Annotated in this window: 19 protein-coding genes; 11 read left to right on the forward strand and 8 right to left on the reverse strand. The window is 44.1% G+C overall.

Annotated features, from left to right (window positions below; all coding sequences use genetic code 11):
- Positions 1-69 precede the first annotated feature (69 nt).
- Together IQO02_RS17325 and IQO02_RS17330 are read left to right on the forward strand one after the other, a co-directional pair.
- Entirely contained in the window at positions 70-810 is a 741-nt protein-coding gene (locus tag IQO02_RS17325; protein WP_016799463.1) for a DUF1499 domain-containing protein, read from the forward strand.
- 46 nt (positions 811-856) lie between these two features.
- Positions 857-1417, forward strand: coding sequence for a ricin-type beta-trefoil lectin domain protein (locus tag IQO02_RS17330; protein ID WP_010431427.1), 561 nt, complete (start codon positions 857-859; stop codon positions 1415-1417).
- Positions 1418-1662: 245 nt separating this feature from the next.
- Here IQO02_RS17330 and IQO02_RS17335 read toward each other — a convergent pair whose 3' ends face one another.
- From IQO02_RS17335 to IQO02_RS17345, 3 genes are all read right to left on the reverse strand, one after another.
- Positions 1663-2832, reverse strand: a complete 1170-nt coding sequence (locus tag IQO02_RS17335) for an MFS transporter (RefSeq protein ID WP_010431430.1) — start codon at positions 2830-2832, stop codon at positions 1663-1665.
- A 128-nt stretch (positions 2833-2960) separates the two neighbouring features.
- On the reverse strand, positions 2961-3869 hold the full coding sequence (locus tag IQO02_RS17340) for a LysR family transcriptional regulator (protein ID WP_010431433.1): 909 nt from the start codon (positions 3867-3869) through the stop codon (positions 2961-2963).
- A gap of 109 nt (positions 3870-3978) precedes the next feature.
- Positions 3979-4767 carry an AraC family transcriptional regulator gene (locus IQO02_RS17345; RefSeq protein WP_010431438.1) on the reverse strand — a complete coding sequence of 263 codons (789 nt, stop codon included), beginning with the start codon at positions 4765-4767 and terminating at the stop codon, positions 3979-3981.
- A gap of 98 nt (positions 4768-4865) precedes the next feature.
- On the opposite strand from IQO02_RS17345, the gene IQO02_RS17350 reads away from it, so the two are divergent.
- The 3 genes from IQO02_RS17350 to IQO02_RS17360 all read left to right on the forward strand — a co-directional run bounded on the left by IQO02_RS17350 (position 4866) and on the right by IQO02_RS17360 (position 7701).
- Positions 4866-5759: a DMT family transporter gene (locus IQO02_RS17350; RefSeq protein WP_029203016.1), complete on the forward strand. Its 894-nt coding sequence runs from the start codon at positions 4866-4868 to the stop codon at positions 5757-5759.
- Positions 5760-6646: 887 nt separating this feature from the next.
- Positions 6647-7150 (forward strand): acyl-CoA thioesterase, encoded by a 504-nt coding sequence (locus IQO02_RS17355; RefSeq protein ID WP_010431444.1) that lies wholly within the window; start codon positions 6647-6649, stop codon positions 7148-7150.
- A 305-nt stretch (positions 7151-7455) separates the two neighbouring features.
- Positions 7456-7701 (forward strand): hypothetical protein, encoded by a 246-nt coding sequence (locus tag IQO02_RS17360; protein ID WP_016767859.1) that lies wholly within the window; start codon positions 7456-7458, stop codon positions 7699-7701.
- Positions 7702-8233: 532 nt separating this feature from the next.
- Here the strand turns inward: IQO02_RS17360 and malG are convergent.
- The 3 genes from malG to malE form a co-directional block, all read right to left on the reverse strand.
- Complete coding sequence (gene malG, locus IQO02_RS17365; RefSeq protein WP_010431447.1) at positions 8234-9124, reverse strand: maltose ABC transporter permease MalG; 891 nt, start codon at positions 9122-9124, stop codon at positions 8234-8236.
- Positions 9125-9135: 11 nt separating this feature from the next.
- Complete coding sequence (gene malF / locus IQO02_RS17370; RefSeq protein ID WP_010431449.1) at positions 9136-10707, reverse strand: maltose ABC transporter permease MalF; 1572 nt, start codon at positions 10705-10707, stop codon at positions 9136-9138.
- A gap of 81 nt (positions 10708-10788) precedes the next feature.
- Positions 10789-11973: a maltose/maltodextrin ABC transporter substrate-binding protein MalE gene (gene malE / locus IQO02_RS17375; RefSeq protein ID WP_010431451.1), complete on the reverse strand. Its 1185-nt coding sequence runs from the start codon at positions 11971-11973 to the stop codon at positions 10789-10791.
- A 666-nt stretch (positions 11974-12639) separates the two neighbouring features.
- Between malE and malK the strand changes: the two genes are divergently transcribed.
- Positions 12640-13752 (forward strand): maltose/maltodextrin ABC transporter ATP-binding protein MalK, encoded by a 1113-nt coding sequence (gene malK, locus IQO02_RS17380; RefSeq protein ID WP_010431455.1) that lies wholly within the window; start codon positions 12640-12642, stop codon positions 13750-13752.
- Between the two features lie 249 nt (positions 13753-14001).
- On the opposite strand, the gene IQO02_RS17385 is transcribed toward malK, so the two are convergent.
- Both IQO02_RS17385 and IQO02_RS17390 read right to left on the reverse strand, forming a co-directional pair.
- Positions 14002-14202 carry a hypothetical protein gene (locus IQO02_RS17385; RefSeq protein ID WP_010431457.1) on the reverse strand — a complete coding sequence of 67 codons (201 nt, stop codon included), beginning with the start codon at positions 14200-14202 and terminating at the stop codon, positions 14002-14004.
- A gap of 195 nt (positions 14203-14397) precedes the next feature.
- Positions 14398-16314, reverse strand: a complete 1917-nt coding sequence (locus IQO02_RS17390; protein WP_010431461.1) for a methyl-accepting chemotaxis protein — start codon at positions 16312-16314, stop codon at positions 14398-14400.
- Positions 16315-16769: 455 nt separating this feature from the next.
- Between IQO02_RS17390 and IQO02_RS17395 the strand changes: the two genes are divergently transcribed.
- The 5 genes from IQO02_RS17395 to IQO02_RS17415 form a co-directional block, all read left to right on the forward strand.
- Entirely contained in the window at positions 16770-17726 is a 957-nt protein-coding gene (locus IQO02_RS17395; protein WP_016767410.1) for an AAA family ATPase, read from the forward strand.
- Between the two features lie 10 nt (positions 17727-17736).
- Positions 17737-18663 carry a DUF58 domain-containing protein gene (locus IQO02_RS17400; protein ID WP_016787329.1) on the forward strand — a complete coding sequence of 309 codons (927 nt, stop codon included), beginning with the start codon at positions 17737-17739 and terminating at the stop codon, positions 18661-18663.
- A complete protein-coding gene (locus IQO02_RS17405) occupies positions 18660-19145 on the forward strand; it encodes a DUF4381 domain-containing protein (RefSeq protein ID WP_016767409.1) in 486 nt (161 codons plus the stop codon). Before IQO02_RS17400 ends, IQO02_RS17405 begins: the two co-directional genes overlap by 4 nt.
- Positions 19138-20145: a vWA domain-containing protein gene (locus IQO02_RS17410; protein WP_016791067.1), complete on the forward strand. Its 1008-nt coding sequence runs from the start codon at positions 19138-19140 to the stop codon at positions 20143-20145. The genes IQO02_RS17405 and IQO02_RS17410 overlap by 8 nt, the downstream gene beginning before the upstream one ends.
- Positions 20138-21603, forward strand: a 1466-nt coding sequence (locus tag IQO02_RS17415; protein WP_193838623.1) for a VWA domain-containing protein, incomplete at its 3' end; no start/stop codon positions are given. The genes IQO02_RS17410 and IQO02_RS17415, both read left to right, overlap by 8 nt.

The following is a 21603-nucleotide window of genomic DNA, read 5'->3' on the forward strand; positions in this document are numbered from 1 at the left end:
CAAAATGAAGATATGGTGAGCCTAGGAGTGGCTCATCATTACTCGCTGAAAACTTTCAAAGGATAGAAAATGACGAACAACCGACCATCTCGTATAGGAACATTATTACTAGTCATCGCTTTTACCGCATTACTAATGGTTGCGGTGATGATATTTGGATCTTGCATGGGCTTATGGGACCCTATTGTTGGCTTTGGCTACATTCGAAACTACCTCAACCCTATCGGCCTCTCTCTACTCGCTTTAAGTACACTCGGGCTCATCTACCAATGGATTACTCGTGATCGTACAGGTGCGCTCAAGCCTCTGGTTGCTGCATTCATAGGGCTTGGTCTCATCGCGCCAATGCTCCATGGCATAACTCACCCCGTAAAGCGTGAGCCTGCAATTCATGACATTACTACCGACACTATAAACCCACCTGAATTTTATAAGCTAGACGATACGCGTGCAGGTGCCAAAAACTCTCTGATTTATGCAGGAGAAGAAGTGGCTGCCATACAGAAAAAATTGTACCCATACATTAAACCTATTCAGTCGAACCTTTCTTCTGAAGATGCGTACGCAAAAGCACTGGATATAGCGAAAAATAGTGGATGGGAAGTGGTTGCAGGATACCCAGAGGCATTACGCTTTGAAGCAACGGCTCAAACAACTTTCTTTGGTTTTATGGACGATGTGGTCGTTCAAGTTACCCCAATAAACAACAAAAGCCGTATCGATATTCGTAGTGTGTCTCGAATCGGTCGCAGTGACAAAGGTGTCAATGCCGCTAGAATTGTAGAGTTCACCGAAAGTTTTAACCAGTAAGCCGTTTTAGTCACAACACCTACCTTCATTAAAGGATGAAATTAATATGAACCTAAAAAGTATGACCAACTTCATTGTTGCATCTAGCTTAATTGTTGCTCCTTCATTCCTCTTTGCAGCAGAGCCAAATGTACCGACAGAACCGCCATACATTGTCTTAAGTGATAATTTAGATGAGCCAAACGGTTATGGGTTTTGTATTGATACCTACGGACCTGGTCAATCAGAATTAATGCAAACTCATACTTGTAAACCCAAAGCGCCTGAAGGTTCTCCTCGCAACTATTCGGGTCATGATGTGAGATTTGAATTCAACAACGAAACAGACCAAATTCAGTCTTACGCGTTCGAAGGGCTGTGTATGCAAGGGCTTCTTGCGAAAGGAAAAAGCGAACTCGCGTTACTAGAGTGTAGCGACGCCAAAAACCAAGGTTTTGTTTACAGCGAAAATGATCAAACCATTCGATTAAAAGCGGACTCTAGCTACTGTTTGGCAGTGACATCAGAAACTCAAGAAGCGGGCCCATGGGTGAAACGTCCACTTGAACTGATTCAGTGTGAGGAAGCAGAACCGGTTCTAATGAAGTGGACTGTTGTTTCTAAGTAACAAGTACTCATTGGTTAATCTATTTATTTCACAACCCAATGCTTTACAGGTGACATTGCATATATGTAATGTCACCTTTATTTTGCAGGGAAATGAAAGATGGATGATTCTCATCGCTTATCACTCACCATTGAGAGTCGTAAACCGTGTTATCCAAACTTTAAAACGTTTAAATAGCATTCATTTTCGATAGCAACGAGCCTTAACTCAAGTATGTGTAAACACATAAATGAAGGCGACGTGATTTATTGCTTGTTGATGCGGTTAACAATAAAACTTAATGCCACAGCTGCAACACTAAAGCCTACTACACCTACCCAGCCGACCAATTCAAATACCTGAATACCCACAAACGAACCGAAGGCACCACCAAGATAGTAGCCAAGCATATAGACCCCATTTATACGGCTCTGAGCTTGTGGATCAATTGAAAATACGCGGACTTGATTCGATACCTGAGCACTGAACACACCAAGGTCGATAAGAATGATACCGGCGATCAACCCAATCAAGGTATCAGCAAAGAGCCCCGAAACAACAAAGCCAGCAGCAATAATGACTAACGCCATACTGATCATATTTCGAGAACCAAACTTACCTACTAATGAACCTGAAACTTTGGCACCAATCACACCAGCAAAGGCAATAACCCCAAACATCCCAGCTTGCTGAGCATTGTAATTAAATGGTGATTCGCTGACGTGCAAAGCTAACGTTGCCCAAAGTGCATTGAACGAAGCAAACCAAAGCGCGCCGGTTAAAGCAGATGTACGTAGTATCGAATGCTGCTTAATTAACGTTGCCATACTAGCAACAAGCTTAAGGTAAGGTATCTTGATTGTCGGAGTATTCGTCGGTAAAAAAGCGTATAACATTAAACCAAAGATCATCGCGATACTTGCCGACATCATAAACACAGCACGCCACCCAAACTGCTCACCAACAAAACCACTGAGTGTACGAGAAAGCAAGATGCCAACGGTCAGGCCTGTCATTAAAGTCCCAATGACTTTCCCTTTCGTTTCAGGAGTGCTTAATGACGCTGCAAATGGAATCAACTGTTGAGTGATATTGGCACTTAAGCCAATCGCAAAACACGCAACAACCAACACAATTAAGCTAGATGCAGAAAACGCAATAAATGATGACAACACTAACATTACCGATAGGATCGCAATGAGGCGTTTGCGCGGCAAAGTGTCCCCTAATGGCGATAAGAAAAGTAGCGCCACTGCATAACCAATCTGACTAGCCGCCGGCACTGCGCCGAGTTGTGCGCTTGTTAAACCGAGTTCTGTACCGATCTTGGGTAAAATCGGCTGGTTATAATAAAGATTTGCAGCGGTTGCTGAGACAGCGCTCGACATAAGTAATAAGCGCCCTGTACCCAAAGTTTCTGTCGTCACCTTTGACATGATTACACCTTAATTTTAGTTCATCGTTTTAATGAGTGATTTTGATGAAGTGAGTTTAAGGGTGACGCTTAAATAGCAAAAATACCTATTTGATGTAAATTCTATACGCAATTTGCATAGATGATTTCCTAACTCATACTCTGTTGAATTGCTTTAATTTCACTCTGTACTATCGCTGCAAATGCACTAGCAGTGGGAGATTGAGCATGTAAATGGTGTGTCATCACCAATGGCATCTCTACATCCACAGATTCAAGGTTAATAAAGACACAACCCTCACAACGTAAGTCACGAATAGCATAAGGAGCTACCGAGACACCTAAGCCAGAAGATACCTGGGTTAACACCGTTTGCATGTGGTTGGGTTGTTTTTTTATATTTGGAGAAAAACCGGATAAATCACATTGAGTAATGATGGAATCAAATAACCCCACGGCTTGCTCACGTTCAAATAAAATGAAGGGATCGAACTGCAGTTGCTTTATTTGAATGATCGAACATTGGGCGAGTTCGTGTGTGATTGGCACAACCGCAACGAGCTTATCTGCATAAATCGGAACGGAAACGTAGTCATCATCAATCAGATTTGGAAGTGGGCGAGAGAAACTGATATCAATCTCCCGCTTTTCAAGAGCTTCGATTTGTTCAGAAGCTGTCATCTCAACAAGATCGACATCAATAGTTGGATTTTCAGTAATATACTGCCGAACTAAACGAGGCAAGAAACTCAACGTTGCGCCCCCAAGGTAACCAATTGTCAAAGTACCAATATGACCAGAAGAGGCTCGAATTGCGGATTGTTTCGCTTGTTGAGTATGTTCTATGAGTTTTATGGCGTCTGTGAGTAAATGCTTTCCAGCAGCACTAATAACGACTTCGCGAGATGTGCGAAAAAATAGGCTAACCCCTAGTTCATGCTCAAGGCTTGTAATGTGGCGACTAATAGCAGGCTGAACTGTGTTCAATTCCTTTGCTGCTTTTGAAAAGCTTCTGTGTGTGGCTACAGCTACAAAACTTTTTAATACTTTGATCTCCATATGACCTCAATATAAACCTTGATGGTTAACAAGCGCGAACACTGCGCGTGTATATTATTTTATTCTCAATGACAAAGAATTGACGAGTAAACCTAAAGCCAAGAACAAGTTACAACAAACGGTTCTTATATTGTTCTGGCGTTTGGCCGGAATATTTCTTGAACATACTAATGAACGGACTAGCTTGGTTATAGCCTAAAGTCAGTGCGACTTCTTTAACGGATTGCCCATTTCTTAACAGATCCATAGAGTACAAGTAGCGTACTCGAAGTCGCCATTCAGTAAAGCTCATCCCCAGTTCACTTTGACAGTGGCGCGATAAGGTTCGCTCTGTCGCGTGCACTTTATCGGCCCAATCTTTCAGTGAGATATCATCAGTTGGGTTCTCTTCAATCGCAGCAAGAATGGGCGCAAGATATTTATTATCAGTTGAAGGCAAAAAGTGATGCTCAACTTGACGCTCTGCCAATTGATCCAACAATACTCGCACTAATCTTTGATCTTGTTCGCTCGCAGCAACGTTAATATCACGCTGACGAAAATCATCGATAATCGAGGATACGATTGGTGTGATCTTTATTAAACTGGTTTTCTCAGGCAGATGTTGCGTTAGCTCATGGGAAATATTCAAAGAGCAATAATCTAAGGGTTTGCGATTATAACTGCAGTGCATGACTCCAGCAGGTACCCAAATAGCTAGGTGTGGCGGGGCTAGAAAGCGTGTACCTTCAGCTTCCATTTCTAGAATACCGCCACTGATCAATTGTACTTGTCCCCAAGGGTGGCTATGCACGCGAGTTTCAGTGTTCGATAAGAAAGCTTCGAAATTCATAAATACGTTGGATGGTGCCTTATCGATTGATAAGGATGGGTGAAGGTTTCTTGAGTGTTTTTTCAAACTTGTCTTCCTATCGCGCCTGATGTCTTTTTAAAGATATCTGTAAGTATAACGACCTGTCAAACTAGCCGCATCAACTCATTTGCGACGGAATTCACATGCATTATCTTTTACCATTTTTTACAGTCTGCATCTGGGGTGCAAATGCTATCGTCAATAGGCTCGCTGCAAGTACCATAGAGCCGAGCGCGATGAGTTTTTACCGTTGGTTCATTGCAATGTTGATTCTGACACCTTTCTGTATTCGGTCGGTTATCAAGCAATGGCCAATCATTAAACCTAATTTGTCTAAACTGGCGTTCCTTGGCTTTTTGGGCATGGTGTTAAACCAATCTTTGGGTTACTACGCCGGCTTAACGACAACCGCCTCTAATATGGCGTTGATCACTTCATTAGTACCATTGATCAGCGTGTTCCTTAGCGTACCCTTGTTAAGCAAGTCTATTTCTGGCCTAAGCATTGTTGGCGGCGTATTGTCGCTGTCTGGGTTAGCTCTGATGTTAGGGAAAGGCGATCCTTTATTCTTCATACATCAAGAACTGACTCAGGGTGATGGCTATATGTTAATAGCCGCATTCGTTTATGCTTCCTATTGTGTACTGCTTAAACGCTGGAAAATGCCGTTAAGTAGCTGGGTAGTGATTTATATCCAAGGATTGTTTGCGGTTTCTATGTTGACGCCACTTTGGTTAACCAGCGAACAACTGTTGCCATCCCAACAAGCTATTCCTTTGATTGCTTACGCTGCCCTTGCTGCTTCTATTTTGGCCCCTTGGATGTGGGTGAAGGCGATTGACACCATTGGCGCAGATTCAAGTGCCATGTTCATGAATTTAATGCCCGTTATCGCGATTGTACTTGCGTCTACTTGGTTAGGTGAAGAAATTAACCAATTCCATATCATTGGAGGCGTGATGGTAATCTCTGGTGTCATTCTTGCTCAAATCAAGAGAAAACCAAGGCTTGAGCTTCCGCTTCCTCAACAAAGCTAAGCTCTCCCCCTCATTTATCAACGATGTTCTCAACGAGATATCCTCGCAGTACCTGCTACCACAGCAGGTATTTTTTTACTGCTTCAAACCACGGCTACTCATAGCTACCTCGTTTAAAACCACTTCCTTAGATAAGCTTTGTCGATCTAATTTTTTGTTAACAATCCTCTTAAAACTATTTAATCGTTGCTTCTTCTCTTGCAACAAGGTTATGATTTACTTTAAAGGCATTCATACTGTTTAGTTAAAGTGTTCGCTTATCGGCAGTGTAAATAATGAAGGATTACTACTACAGTGAGCCTTTGCAACAAGTTGACCAAACGTCAGATCAACCTGAATATTTGGATCTTTTACGTGATTAAGAAAAACAACTTAATGTGTTTTTATAATTAATACCTTTACAAGATTGCGGTCAGGGCCAATTTCCCTTTAATAATGACCAATCAATAACTCGACAGGCAAAGTTCACTCAAAGGATCTATACTTTGTTCAAAGAGTAAAAGTGAGCTGAATAGTAAAAAAACTTTAACTACCACTTTAGGATTAATGAGGATAGAATCACTTTAAGTTAACCAGATGAACAACGGTTAGTTGGCTAAAATAAAAAGGTACCGATATGAGTACCGAACGGCTTAGAAACACCTAGCGCTATGCTAGGTGTTTTTTTTTTGAAACCCACTTTCGAAATAACTTACACCCATCTTGCCCTTTCCTGTTTATCACTCATCTCGATCGCCAGAAAACACCAATGTTCATAGGTTCGTCATCCGTTTGAAAAAATAATCTTAACAGTGAGATTATCCACTTTAATTTATGTCATCTTAAGTATATTGTTATTAGCAAGTAACGAGCATGTTATGCAGCAAAATAATAATAAAGGAAGATAGATGAGCAGTAACAACAGCCGACAAGATGGCAAACGAGACGTTACTCTGCGTTTTTTAGCTGAGCCCGGAGATGTGAACTTTGGTGGTAAAGTTCATGGTGGCGCAGTAATGAAGTGGGTCGATTTAGCAGCCTATGCCTGTTCTGCAGGTTGGAGTGGCAAATACTGCATCACCGCCTATGCAGGTGGTATTCGATTCGTAGCACCCATCCATGTTGGCAACCTTGTCGAGGTAAGTGCGAAGGTCATCTATACCGGCTCATCGTCAATGCACATTGCAATAGACGTCCAAGCTAGCGACCCCAAAGAACTCAACAATCGTCTGACGACTCACTGCATCGTGATTATGGTAGCTGTCGATGAAAATGGTACCCCAACCAAAGTGCCAGAATGGATCCCTGATACCGAAGAAGACATTGAGTTGAGAGACTCGGCTATTCGTCTTATGAACATGCGAAAGCAAATCGGTGAAGAGATGGAAGCACACGTGAAATACCTCAAGTAAGGTCAATCAAGGCTCTCACATACGCCTATTTCCATGCCAAGCAGATGCTTGGCATTTGTTTTACCTAACCCACTTTAAACACAAACGAAACAGTTCTGGTCTTGTGACTCTGCGACAAATCATTCCAAAGTAAATAAAACATCTCTAAGACCAATATTTCCGATAAAGCGTGATACTCAACCAAAGAGTTGAAATGAATCCACTATCGAATATGGATTTGCCTTCTCTGTAATAAAGTCGTCATTTTGCTCTGATTAAATACCGCCAATCATAATGGATGTATTAGAATTTTTTCGGAGCCACTCTTGAGCGTCACACGCCCCACTCTTAGCGAATCTACACTGAACAATTTGAAGGCTGTTGAGTATCAATGGGTTAGAACTTTGTACGTAGAAGGCTACGACAGCAATGAGATTAACCACTATATTCAAACTTGTTTTGGTGGTGACCACACGTTTGCCGATCTGTTTAGACGCGTAGCACTCGATCAAGAAAGTATCTATGTACTGTTACAGCATTTAGGCTGTGCGCCTTCTAGTCGAGAGTTTTAATCTTCACACAGCCTCGATTCTCTATGTCTGATAAGAGTCTAGCTCAAAGTATGCTGTTGAGATCTACTCTCAATAGGCCTGTTGTATTTAGCCTTTATAGACACTTTCGGTGAAATTCAGACGCTCGTTGCATGCAAATCATTGAAGTATCACGCATTGAATTATTAGCAACATATCAATAGACCTGCTGCCCCTTATACTGAGCGTCTGATTTATGAGACAGAGTGATTATTTTGATAATGAAAGATTTAGGCATGGAATGGCTCAAATCTAAGTCACCGAGATAAGCAGATAAAGGCTGGTACAAATACATACCAAAAAGTAGCAGACATAAAAAAACCCAAGTAAATACCTGGGTTAGAGTTACAAAAACCACTAATCATTAATAGCGTAAGGAACCTGATTAGCGGCCAGCTATGCGTAACCTGAGGGTTATTTTTATTACTGATCGGCGGCCAAACCAAATGATGTAATAAAAATGCCAATATAGAGCGACCTAAAGGTCGCTCTTTTCTTTCTTATAGAGTACAGCTTATCCTTTTACACCACCTGCCGTCAAACCGCCAACTAACCAACGTTGAGCAAGTAAGAACACGATAGTAATCGGAAGTGCTGATAGTACAGCCGCTGCCGCAAAGTCACCCCATAGGTAGTTCTGAGGGTATAGGTACTGCTGCATACCTACTGCTAGTGTGTAAGAGTTCACATCTGTAAGTAAGATAGATGCTACTGGCACCTCACCAACTGTCGCGATGAAAGATAGAATAAACACAACCGCTAGGATTGGCACAGACAGCGGCAGTAGAACCAGTCTGAATGCTTGCCAAGGCGTTGCACCATCAAGGGCTGCTGCCTCTTCCAGAGAGTTATCAATCGTTTCAAAGTACCCCTTAATCGTCCATACGTGAAGTGCAATACCACCTAAGTAAGAGAAGATTAGACCACCGTGTGTGTTCAAGCCTAAGAACGGAATGTATTGACCAAGTTTGTCAAACAGCGCGTAGATTGCTACTAGAGCAAGTACTGCTGGGAACATTTGGAAAATCATCATCGCTTTCAGGATAGTTTCTTTACCTTTAAAGCGCATACGAGCAAATGCGTAAGCCGATGTCGTTGACAGTGCCACGATTAAAATCGATGTAACACCCGCGACTTTAATTGAGTTCCATAACCACGTTAGTACTGGGAATGGAGGTGGTGTCACCGAGCCGTCAGCATTCGTTACCGACATACCAAGAGCCAGTTTCCAGTGCTCCAGTGATGGGTTATCGGGAATCAAACTACCGGTTGCGAAGTTACCTTCACGGAACGAGATAGCGATGATCATCAGTAGTGGGAAGATAATCATTGCCAAGAAGCACCACAACACTGCATGCGTTGCCCACACTCGGTATTTAAGGCCTTTACCTTGTACCATAGCCATTGTCGTGCTCCTTAATCTTGAGACAGTTTAGTGAAACGAAGGTTTAGTAACGCTAGTGCACCAACCAATAGGAAAATAAGCGTTGCGATAGCACTTGCTAGACCGAAGTCTTGGCCGCCGCCGCCTTCGAATGCAATTCGGTACGTGTAGCTTACAAGCAAGTCTGTGTAACCCGCTGGCTCAGAAGTACCAATCATGTTCGGGCCACCGTTCGTCAATAGTTGAATCATTACGAAGTTATTGAAGTTAAAGGCAAACGCTGCAATCAATAGCGGTGTAAGCGGCTTAATCATCAATGGGAATGTAATGCGCTTGAAGTTATCAAGGAAGTTCGCACCATCAATCGCTGACGCTTCGTATAAATCATCAGGAATCGCTTTAAGCAGACCCATACATAGAATCATCATGTAAGGGAAACCTAGCCATGTGTTAACCATCAACACCATGGTTTTCGCTAAGATAGGGTCTGAGAACCAGTTCGGGCTTAAGCCGAAGATATTCTCGAGCACCATGTTGATCTCACCAAAGCTTTGGTTGAATAGACCCTTAAAGATAAGAATCGAGATAAACGCGGGGACGGCGTAAGGCAGAATCAGTAGAACACGATAAATAGAACGACCTTTCAACTCTTCCCATTGCACGATATTCGCAAGCACAAGCCCGATAACAAGCGTGAACGCTACGGTACATACCGAGAAGATAACCGTCCAAATAAAGATGCTGATAAACGGTTCTTTAATACCGTCATCTTTCCATACACGCTCAAAGTTATGTGTGCCAATACTAACCACAAAACCTGGAGAGATGGTATTACCCGTAAACTCACCGTTTGTATCAACAGGTTGGTAGAAACCCACATCCATATTTGGCTTAAGAACTTCACCCGTTTCATTGTTGATTAACGTTTCTTCATCGTCTTGTAGCGTGTAAAGCGGAGCAACAGAAGCAAACTTACGTAAGCCACTCATGCGGATGTCACCACCGTCCGGTAGATTGAAATCAACACCACTGATCGCAGCTCGGTTTTGGATGATCGCTTTGATTTTCTCTTTTTCACCTTGCGCAGACTCGATGACAGATAGGTCCATCTCTGTTGCTGTCATATTGTCTAGAGAAAATACGTCAGTCGCTAACAGTTGGTCGCCATCTTTTACGACGATCTGGTGACCGTCATCTGTCTTGTACAAAGTAAATGGGTAGCTCTCACCGCTTTGGAAAGAACGGTCTAAAAGAACGGTTTGAGTACGCTCTAGAGAAAGCTGATTTTTCGCGCTGTAGTTAGTAAACGCAAGCCCTACGGTGTATGCCAATGGGAAAAGAATGAACAGGATCATTCCGGCAATACCTGGGTAAATATAACGGTGGGCGTAAGTTTTTTTACTACCAAAAATGTAAAGTGCCAAAGCCGTTAAGATCACTGTAAGCAGCGCAAAAGCGAGCTCACCGCGAGAATACATAAGAATTGTAGCGTAGCCGTTTATTAAGCCAACGCTACCAAGCAACCCCCATTTGATGAAGACGCTTTTACTGCCTGGAAGGCTTGATGGTGCTGGGATAGCATCTGTACCTTGAACTGACTGCATAGAGGAACCTGCTAGCGATATAGATAAAAAATAGAAAAGTAAGGAGAGGTTACCCCCTCCTTAAAAGGTAGTGCTTGGGTGTTACTTAACCATACGACCTTCAGCAGCTTTTAGTGCTTGGTCTACTGATTGACGGCCGTCAACTACGTTGCCGATCGCTTCTTCCATGCTGTACCAGAATGTTGTGAACTGGGGGATGTTAGGCATGATCTCACCGTTCATCGCGTTGTCCATTGTTGCTGCAATACGAGTATCGCTGTCTAGTTGACGTTGGAAAGAGTTAAGAGCAACAGCGCCTAGTGGCTTGTCGTCGTTCAGGCTCTTCATACCTTCATCTGTTAGCAGGTAGTTTTCCATGAACTCAACAGCTAGGTCTCGGTTTGGAGACGCAGTGCTGATACCACCCGCCCATACACCAACGAAAGGTTTAGACGCTTTACCGTTGAACTTAGGTAAAGTTGTTACGCCGTAATCTACGCCAGCTTTCTTGATGTTTTCCCAACCCCAAGGACCGTTGATTGTCATTGCAACGTTGCCCGCAACAAATTCAGACTCAGCAACTGAGTAATCCATGTCTGCAGAGATAACTTTGTCTTGTACCATCTTCTCGATGAAACCTAGAGACTTCTGAACACCCTCAGTCGCTACGCCCGCATCTTTAATATCGTAACCTTCTGCCGTCTGTTTGAATGCGTAACCGCCGTCAGCTGCAAGTAGAGGCCATGTGAAGTAAGCGCCGCCACGTAGAGGCCACATGATCGCTTTTTTACCATCTTTTTGAAGCTCAGCATCAAGTGCTGGGATTTCTTCCCAAGACTTAGGTGGGTTAGGAACAAGCGCTTTGTTATAAATTAGAGAAACTGACTCAACCGCTACAGGGTATGCGATTGTTTTACCTTCGTATGAAACAGCGTCCCATGCGAAGTCTACGATACCTTCTTTAGTTTCTTTAGAAGGTTTGATATCAACAAGAAGCCCCGCTTCTGCATAGCCGCCAAAACGGTCATGTGCGTAGAAAATCATGTCTGGGCCATCGCCAGCCGCTGCAACTTGAGAGAACTTCTCTTCTAGTTTGTCAGGGAAAGCGACTGTTACTTTAACACCAGTATCTTCTTCGAAGCGTTTACCTACTTCAGCCATGCCTTCATAAGCTTTGTCACCACCTACCCAGATAGTTAGTTGTCCTTCTTCGATAGCAGCATTTGCACCAAAAGAACCCAGAGCAACTATTGTACCTAGAGCTACAGCGCTTAGAGCGTTTTTCATGTGAATATCCTTTTTATATTTATACGTAGGGCACATCTACCAAGACGAGCCAGTTTTCAGGGCTTATGATCTGAGAAAATAGCCTCTAGCTCATCATCCTAGCCACTACGCCCTAGCTATTATGGCTTAAAATCGTGATCGCCATCCGGTCAGATTAGAGATTGGAGTCACAAAACACATACTCATCGTGATCAACATCACCGTTATGGCGTGGATTTATTTGAACTGGATCGCCAATTATTAATAACCCCATTTATCTACTCCTCCCCTACTACTCCCCCTCGTTAATTTTACGTTGGGAGGATGTACCGTTTCGCTAATTCATCGAAACTGCATTCATCCAAGAGTGGATAGTAAGAACCCTTTACCAGTAAGTGTTATGTGTAACAGCATTGTTCATTTAGTTGGCTTCACTGCCCGCTAGTGTCTTTATTAAGCATTGAGTTAAATCTGTGATTGAATCACGGGGGAGGTTTGGCTCGATGTGGGGGAAATAGACACCAGTTTGGCTATGACGGGTGGGCTTGGTTAAAGAAATCCAAGTCTCACCCACTTTTTTTCTTACTCACTCAATACTTACCAATTCCTACAGTTACTGCTGACCCGAAAATTTCTTATAATGATAAGCAGTAAAACTTAAAATTTGATCGATCGAGGACAAGCTAGATGGCGAGTGTCACGTTAAAAAACGTTTATAAATCATATGGTGATGTACAGATTTCTAAGGACGTAACCTTAGACATCAACGAAGGTGAATTCGTAGTATTCGTTGGACCATCAGGTTGTGGTAAATCGACGCTATTACGTTGTATCGCAGGTCTAGAAGACATTACGTCTGGTGATTTGTACATTGGCGACCAACGCATGAATGACGTTGAACCGTCAAAGCGTGGCGTGGGTATGGTATTCCAATCATACGCGCTTTACCCTCACCTTAACCTATACGACAACATGTCTTTCGGCCTCAAATTAGCGAACGCTAACAAAGCTGAAATTGATAAGCGTGTTGAACATGCTGCAGAAATCCTTCAGCTTGGTCACCTTCTTGAGCGTCAGCCTAAAGCCCTATCTGGTGGTCAACGCCAACGTGTTGCGATTGGTCGTACTCTGGTTTCTCAACCAAATGTATTCCTACTTGATGAGCCGCTATCAAACCTTGATGCTGCTTTACGTGTTCAAATGCGTTCGCAAATCACTAAACTACAACGTCAACTTGGTTGCACCATGATCTACGTTACCCACGATCAAGTGGAAGCGATGACTATGGCCGATAAAATTGTTGTTCTTGATGGTGGTTATGTATCTCAAGTCGGAAAACCGCTTGACCTTTACCACTACCCTCAAAACCGTTTCGTTGCTGGCTTTATTGGTTCGCCGAAGATGAACTTTATGTCTGTTCACATCGAGCAAGCGGAAGCTGAACGCGTATTGGTACAACTTTCAAACGGCATGACTTTCTGGATTCCAGTCGATGGTACCACTGTCAATGCAGGTGACCGTATGTCTCTGGGCGTTCGTCCTGAGCACTTATTGTCTGCTGAAACAGGTGATGCGACGATTGAAGCTGAAGTGATGATGGTTGAGAAGCTAGGTAACGAAACACAAGTTTACCTAAACCTCGAAAGTGCCGATGCTGACGTTATCTATCGCCAGCCAGACACGTTGACGATTGAGTCTGGTGACAAGCTAGCGATTGGTATTCCTGCACACCGTTGTCACTTGTTCCACAGTGACGGTCGCGCATGTCGTCGCCTATACAAAGAGTACGGCACAGACTAATCGGTTCCGCCTTTTAAGATATAACTTGCCCATATCCAATCCCTCTTACGTTGTAAGGGGGATTTTCTATTTAGGGCGACTAGTTTTACTTTCATTAAATCACCTCGCCAGCAACTCTATAAACGTATTCAATTTTTTATTGATAGCAATAAAAAAGGCCTAGCAAGCGCTAGACCTTTATCTATGAGTCAGGCTATAAGCCCAACCACCATTATCACTTCTTTGAGACATGCACCAGTCTAAATCAACTTAGTGAATTGGCGTATCATTCTGTTTGTTGAACTGGCCAAAATGCTTCTCTAACACTTCTGGCGTTAGTTTGCCTTCTGCTTCTAGTCGTTTGAACTCAGCGACGATCGCTTTTTGCTCTTCAAGTGATGGTAGTTTTACTTCTGGCTCATCACCCATTTCTTGAGTCATCTGCTCTAGTTCTTTTTCAAAATCGCTCATGATACTTACCTAAATATTAAATCTAACGAGATTTTACTCATTTACGACCTGTGATGCTAGAGCGATTGAGTCCAAAGCCCGAAACCAGATCAAGCGAACGTCAGTTTAAACACAGGGCTGGCTTGAAATTAGAAAGAGCTGGATTCACGATTAAATGAAGCCAGCTCTCTGTCAACGTCATTAGCTCAAGCAGTATTACAGCTTAAACGAGCCAACCATTTTATCTAGACGAGAAGAAAGGTCTCTAAGCTCTTGGCTCGCTTCTGCAAGCTGCTCGGCCGTACCCGTTGTCACTTCGTTGATTGCGTTGATCTCTTCAATGTTCTGGTTGATTGTATGAACTACGGTTGATTGCTCTTCCGTTGCCGTCGCCACTTGAGTGTTACGGTCTGTAATATCAACAATACGATCTGAAATGCCACTCAGCACATCTACCGCTTCATCCGACGCCGATACACCTTCAAGCGTGATCACCTTACCCGCACTCATTGCCGTTACTGCATCTTTAGCATCGCTTTGCAGTTGGTTGATCATCTTCTGAATCTCTTCCGTAGAATCTGCAGTGCGGCTTGCTAAGTTACGTACTTCATCTGCTACAACCGCAAAACCACGACCTTGCTCGCCGGCACGGGCTGCTTCAATCGCTGCGTTCAATGCGAGTAAGTTGGTTTGATCTGAAATATCGCGGATAACACCCAGAATAGAACCGATATCTTGAGTTGTAGAAGCAAGCTGTTCAACCACTTGACCCGTGCTTTCGATATCTTGCGCTAACCGACTGATCGCGTCTTTTGCTTTGTTTACAACAGAACGACCCACTTCAGTATTACCCGAAGCTTGCGTTGCCGTTTCTGCTGCTGTTGCCGCGTTCGATGCAATCTCGCTGATGGTCATACCCATTTCATTAATGGCAGCGACCACTTGAAGGGTTTGATCACGTTGCTCTTGGCTGTTGTCGTGGGTAATGTGTGCTTTGTTAGACACGCTCTCTGCCGCCACTTGCAGTGCTTGGCTAGTCGAACACACTTCTTTCATCGACTCGTGAATCTTTTCAATGAACCCGTTAAAGCCCTTTGAAAGCTGTGCAATTTCATCGTTACCTTTCACTTCAATACGCTGTGCAAGATCACCGTCACCTTCACCAAGGTCACCAAATCGCTTAGCCAAAAGCTTAATCGGTTGAGTAATGCTATTCGCAAGTACTACGCCCATTAGGATAAATACTAATGCCACAACCGCAGTCATGATCAGCATCTTTTGCGCTGTCGCATCGAGCTCTGCAAACACTTCACCAGTCGGAACTACACCAATAACAAACCAGTCCATTGAAGACACATACAAGCTCGCCACGAACAGCTCTTGGCCTTGGCTTTCAGTGGTAATCAGGTTAAAGCCCGATTTGTTCAGTAATTGACTTGCTTGAGGACCGTAGAGTTGTTGAAGTGAAGAGTCACTGCGTGAACGCTCGCGGTGAATTTGAACATCACCTTGGCTATCGGTTAAGAATACGAAGCCTGTATTTTCAATCTTGAAACCGTTCAGTAGGTTAACCATGTCATCCATCGACTTTGATAAACCTGACATTGCCAAACCAGAAGGCTGCTGATAGTTAGCAAACATCTTCACTTCGCCATTGGCTTCTTGGAACATGCTTACCATGGTTGGTTGTCCAGATTGCGTAAAGCCAAAGAACCAACCATCTTGTTGTTGGTTTAACTGACGTAGGAAACCATTTTGGTTCCAGTAGTAAGCAGTTTGACGGTTCGCCACTGAGGCATCGTTCAACTGATATTGGTTACGAACATTATTCAGTTGTTTAACCAGCTTGTTTTCTAATGCCGGATCGCGGTCGGTCGATTCGATAGCATCAGAAATAAATTCATTTGAAGCAATTTGCTCCGCTGCTAATAATAGCTGAGACACTTCACGGTCAATTTCACCATTGATTCGCTCCAACATTCCAGGAAGCTCAATATCGATCAGTCGATGACTCAATACATCTCTTGCTTGTTGTTGTGCCATCGCGCCGACAATTACTGTCGATGCAAGAACCGCAAAGGTAATGCCAAGTACAACTTTTTGCTTGATACTCAGAGAGTTAGTTTTGAACATATTTAGACCTTTAAAAAGAATCGCTCGTTGTTTGTAAACTTTGAACAGGACTTTGTTAACGCGCCCCAACAAAGTGATGCACAATCTGAGTTATATATCGGCCACAACCAATAAAACTGGAGACTTTTCTCTCAAAAAATTGCACATATGATGTAACAACCGAAATCATCCAAATTAAATATGAATTAACTAAGCCAATATCGTACTGTCGAGAGTCGGCTTTAGCTATCAGCCCTTAGATCTAACTGAACTCAAACAACTCCCCACAGCCAAGCTTTTGTATATAAAAACCAATTGATATAGTAATAATCACAACCTAACAATATTTTTAGCTAACCACTTGTAAATCTTTCCAATTTTGAAAAAATAAATTACGCAAATGCACTGGAACTTTTTGCTACAAATCAGTGACCAATACTCAAAATAAAATCAAATGGATACCCAGAGAGTCCAAAATGCACAAAACAAATTTCGAAGTCCTTCAAAACTATCTAGAGTCTCAAATCATTGGTCAAAAAGAGCTCGTTAAGCAACTGATGATCGCCCTTTTAGCGGATGGTCATATCCTCGTTGAAGGGCCTCCCGGCTTAGCAAAAACTCGCGCCGTAAAATCACTGGCTGATTGCGTTGAGGGGGATTTCCACCGCATTCAATTCACACCTGACTTACTGCCTGCGGACTTGACTGGTACCGATATTTTCCGACCAGAAACTGGGGAATTTACCTTCCAATCAGGCCCGATTTTCAACTCGCTTATTCTAGCGGATGAGATCAACCGTGCTCCGGCGAAAGTTCAAGCAGCAATGCTGGAAGCGATGGCAGAGAAACAAGTGACTGCCGGTCGAAAGACCTATGCTCTGCCTGAACTGTTTTTGGTAATGGCGACACAGAACCCAATTGAGCAAGAAGGGACATACCCTCTGCCAGAAGCCCAGTTAGACCGATTCTTGCTTCACCTTGAGGTCGAATACCCAGATATGGAAAGCGAGCTGGAGATCTTGCGCCTGAACCGAGGCGAAGCTCAAGGTAACGAATCTATTCAGCCACAACAGATATCTCAGCAAACGATCTTTGAAGCGCGCCAAGAAGTGCTCAACATTCATATGGCAGACACCATTGAGCAATACATCATCAGACTGGTTATGGCGACTCGCCAACCCAAGCAATACAGCGATCAACTTGATCAATGGTTAGATATGGGTGTCAGCCCACGCGCAACTATTGCTTTGGATCGCTGCGCGCGTGCTCACGCATGGCTTGCTGGCCGCGATTATGTAACGCCACAAGACGTTCAAGCGATGGCATTCCCTGTGTTACGCCACCGCCTGCTCCGTAGCTACCATGCTCAAGCTGAAGGCGTTACGGCCAATCAAGTCATCGCACATCTTATTTCATTGGTTGGCAGCGCATAAGGACACGCGTATGAATAATCAACTACCCAACTATAGTGACGGCGTCACGTTGAATTTGGATGAGCTGCTGCAATACAAAGCTCAGTCTGTTCGATGGTTGCCTCCAGCCAAGAGCCTTTGGTCTCAACTTAATGGTCAACACGAGAGTAACCACAAAGGTCGCGGGATGAATTTCTCTGAAGTTCGTCAGTACCAAGCAGGAGATGATATCCGAAGCATTGATTGGCGCGTCACAGCAAGAACGGGCAAGGCGCATACCAAGCTATTCTCTGAAGAAAGAGAGCAGCCTGTCATTTTGTTTTTGGATCTATCAAGCAGCATGATTTTCGGCTCAACCTTGTTGTTGAAATCAGTTCAACTTGCACACTTTACTAGCCAACTGTGCTGGCTCACTGTGGCTCAAAAAGACCGAATTGGCGCAGTAATAGATACTGGCAAAGAGATCATTGAAATCAAGCCCAGTGCGAGTAATCATGCGCCATTACGCATTCTTCAAAAAGTCATAGAAATCAATAATGCAGCGCTGACCAACCACGACAATCACAGCGAGACAACCTTAGAGCATGGACTGACATCTCTTCATCAGCTTTGTCCAAAAGGCAGTGATATTATTATCCTCAGTGACTTTGTACGCTACCAAGAAAGTAACTACTCACTTATCAGCCAAATACGCCGGCACAACAGAGTCCGCTTCGTGCATTTTCATGATCCATTAGAGCAAGGTGAAACCGCCTACAAGGGATCTAAACAAGTGACGGACGGCAGTAAAACTCAATGGTTTAACTTCTCCTCGAATAAAGAGAAGGAAAAACTTAACCACGCGTTTTCACTAAAGAAGAAGCAGTTGCAGAAACTTGGTTTATCTCTCGCGATACCTTATAGCTCGCTGTCTAGTGCACAGTCATTAATGAGCCAGATATCAGGAGTTCAGTCATGAATCAGCCCTTAGATTTGAGCCCTGTCATTGCACCAGATGCACCGACTTGGTGGCCTTTAGCGTGGGGTTGGTGGGCATTGATTATCACGGCTATTGCTCTGATCGCCTTAGTGTTTTTCATTGTAAAACGCAGACAAAACAACCAACACGCGAAGAACGAAGCACTTGCTCGTTTTCGTCATGGTCAGTCTCCAGATAGCTTGTCTCCGCGCACAGCTCAAGACATCGTTCGTCAGGCAGCACTAAGCTATTTCCCACGCGAAAAAATTGCAGGTCTAGCAGGTGATGATTGGTTGAAGTTCTTAGATGCGCAATTAGAGAAGCCGTTATTTGTAGCAAAACAATCCCAGTGGCAGCAAGCGCTCTATCAAGATGCAGCCTTAATGAACGACGAACAGAAAATGGATCAACAGCAATTGGTTAATGATTGCGAAACTTGGCTTCGTAAAGCCCTTCCTCCAAAGCGAGGTCGTTATGAGTGATTTTCTTAGCCCTATGTTTCTAAGCAGGGACTTGCTAAACATCGAGTTCGTTTGGTGGTGGATGTTCTTCATCGCGCCACTGCCGTTTCTCGTTTACTTGTTCTCACCAAAGTCAGAATCAAGCAACGCCCTAAGGCTTCCATTTCTGCCAGAAGACAGCCATACCAAAACACCGAGCAGTCGCTTACCAAAAGCGTTGTCAGTTATTATTTGGATTCTGCTGGTTACGGCGAGCGCTCGCCCTGTATGGTATGGCGAACCGGTGGAGTTTCAGCCGAAGCATCGTGATTTGATGTTGGTTGTCGACCTCTCCTACTCGATGAGCCAAGAAGACATGCAGTTCAATGGCGAATACATCGACCGCTTGTCGGCTGTGAAACGCGTATTGAGTGACTTTATTGATCGCCGTAAAGGCGACCGAGTCGGATTAGTACTATTTGCTGATCACGCCTACTTGCAGACCCCGCTTACGCTAGATAGAAATACGCTTTCACAACAGCTCAATCAAGCAGTGTTAAAGCTGATTGGTACTCAAACTGCGATTGGCGATGGCATTGGCCTTGCGACCAAGACCTTTGTTGATAGTAATGCGCCTCAACGTGTGATGGTACTACTCAGCGACGGCAGTAATACTGCAGGGGTGTTAGACCCATTAGAGGCCGCAGACATCGCAAAAAAATACGATGCGACCATATACACCGTCGGTGTTGGCGCAGGCGAAATGATGGTCAAAGAGTTCTTCATGACTCGTAAGGTCAATACTGCTCAAGACTTGGATGAACGCACGCTAATGGAAATAGCCAAACGCACTGGCGGTCAATACTTCCGTGCGCGTGACAGCAAAGAGCTGGCGACCATTTACGACACTATCAACCAGTTAGAACCCGTGACAAATGCCACCAAGGTTTGGCGACCACAACAAGAGTGGTTCGTATGGCCTTTGTCTGCGGCAATGTTCTTCGCATTTATGCTGTTAGCCATTAGGAGAAACAATGTCTAACTTTACTTTTATCTACCCATATTGGTTCTTAGCGCTTGTCGCGTTACCCGCGATTTGGTGGCTTAGTAAGAAGCAATCTAAGCAAGGGTTATTGGCGTCTCATATCGCTCGCTACTTGGCGCCAGAATCAAGCAAGCCATCAAAAAACCGCAGTACTTACTTTGGTATCTGGTGGATGATCGGTGTTATTGCATTAGCCGGCCCCAGCTTTCAAAACAATGAACAACCGAGCTTTGAAAAAACGCAGGCTCGAGTTGTGATGATGGACATGTCGATGTCTCTATACGCTACCGACATAAAACCAAATCGCCTGACTCAAGCACGATACAAGGCTCTTGACCTGCTTTCGTTGTGGAAAGAAGGCTTAACAGGAATGGTCGCGTACGCTGGCGATGCTTACACCATTAGCCCGCTAACGTCCGACATCAACACCATCAAGAGCCAAGTGCCAAACTTGTCTCCGGATATTATGCCTTACCAAGGCAGCAACGCCCCCGCTGCGGTTAAGCTTGCCATTGAGATGATGACTCGCGCTCATATCTACCACGGTGACTTGGTATTGATTGCTGATGACATAGATGACCAAGAGAAGAAAGAGATCGACTCGCTGCTATCTGGTAGCAATTGGACGCTATCCATTTTAGCGGTGGGTACTGAAAGTGGCGCACCAATCTCTTTGCCAACAGGCTCAATGCTGCAAACCAACTCAGGGCAAACTGTGGTCGCGAGAACCCACTTAGAGAACATGCGCGACCTGACTCGCAGTTATGGTGGCACGTTCACTGAGGTTCAATTTGATAACTCAGATGTTGAACATATCGCCAGTTATCTCGACCGAGTTGCAACAACCTCTGAAGTGACCAAGACCAATAACTCACTCAACACGAGAGTCAACAATGGCTTCTGGCTTCTGCCATTCCTATTACTGCCCGCACTTGGGCTGTTTCGGAAGGGTGTTGTTTGGTGCGGATTAGCTGTGGTTTTGTCGTTCAGCCAACCGAATACCGCGTTTGCAAGCCCTTGGAAAACCGACGATCAGGTGGGTTATCAGCTTTATCAAGATGAAGACTTCCAACAAGCTGCAGAGCAGTTCCAACAACAAGAGTGGAAAGGCATCGCACAATACAAAGCCGGTGACTTCGAAGCTGCAGAGCAGACACTACAAGGTTTGAATGGCGAAGATGCTCGCTACAACCTTGCAAATGCACAGGCGCAGCAAGGCAAGTACGATCAAGCGATTGAAGAGTACCAACGTATTCTCGAAAACAACCCTGAACATGCTTATGCGAAGAAAAATCTAGAGCTTGTCGAACAGGCTCAGAAGCAACAGCAACAGCAACAGCAACAGCAACAGCAACAGCAAGACAATTCTGAGTCCAAAGACCAAAACGAACAAGGTCAGCAGGGTCAGCAGGGTCAGCAGGGTCAGCAGGGTCAGCAGGGTCAGCAGGGTCAGCA

The sequence above is a fragment of the Vibrio sp. OPT24 genome, assembly GCF_015163545.1.
Classification (GTDB): Bacteria; Pseudomonadota; Gammaproteobacteria; order Enterobacterales; family Vibrionaceae; genus Vibrio; species Vibrio cyclitrophicus.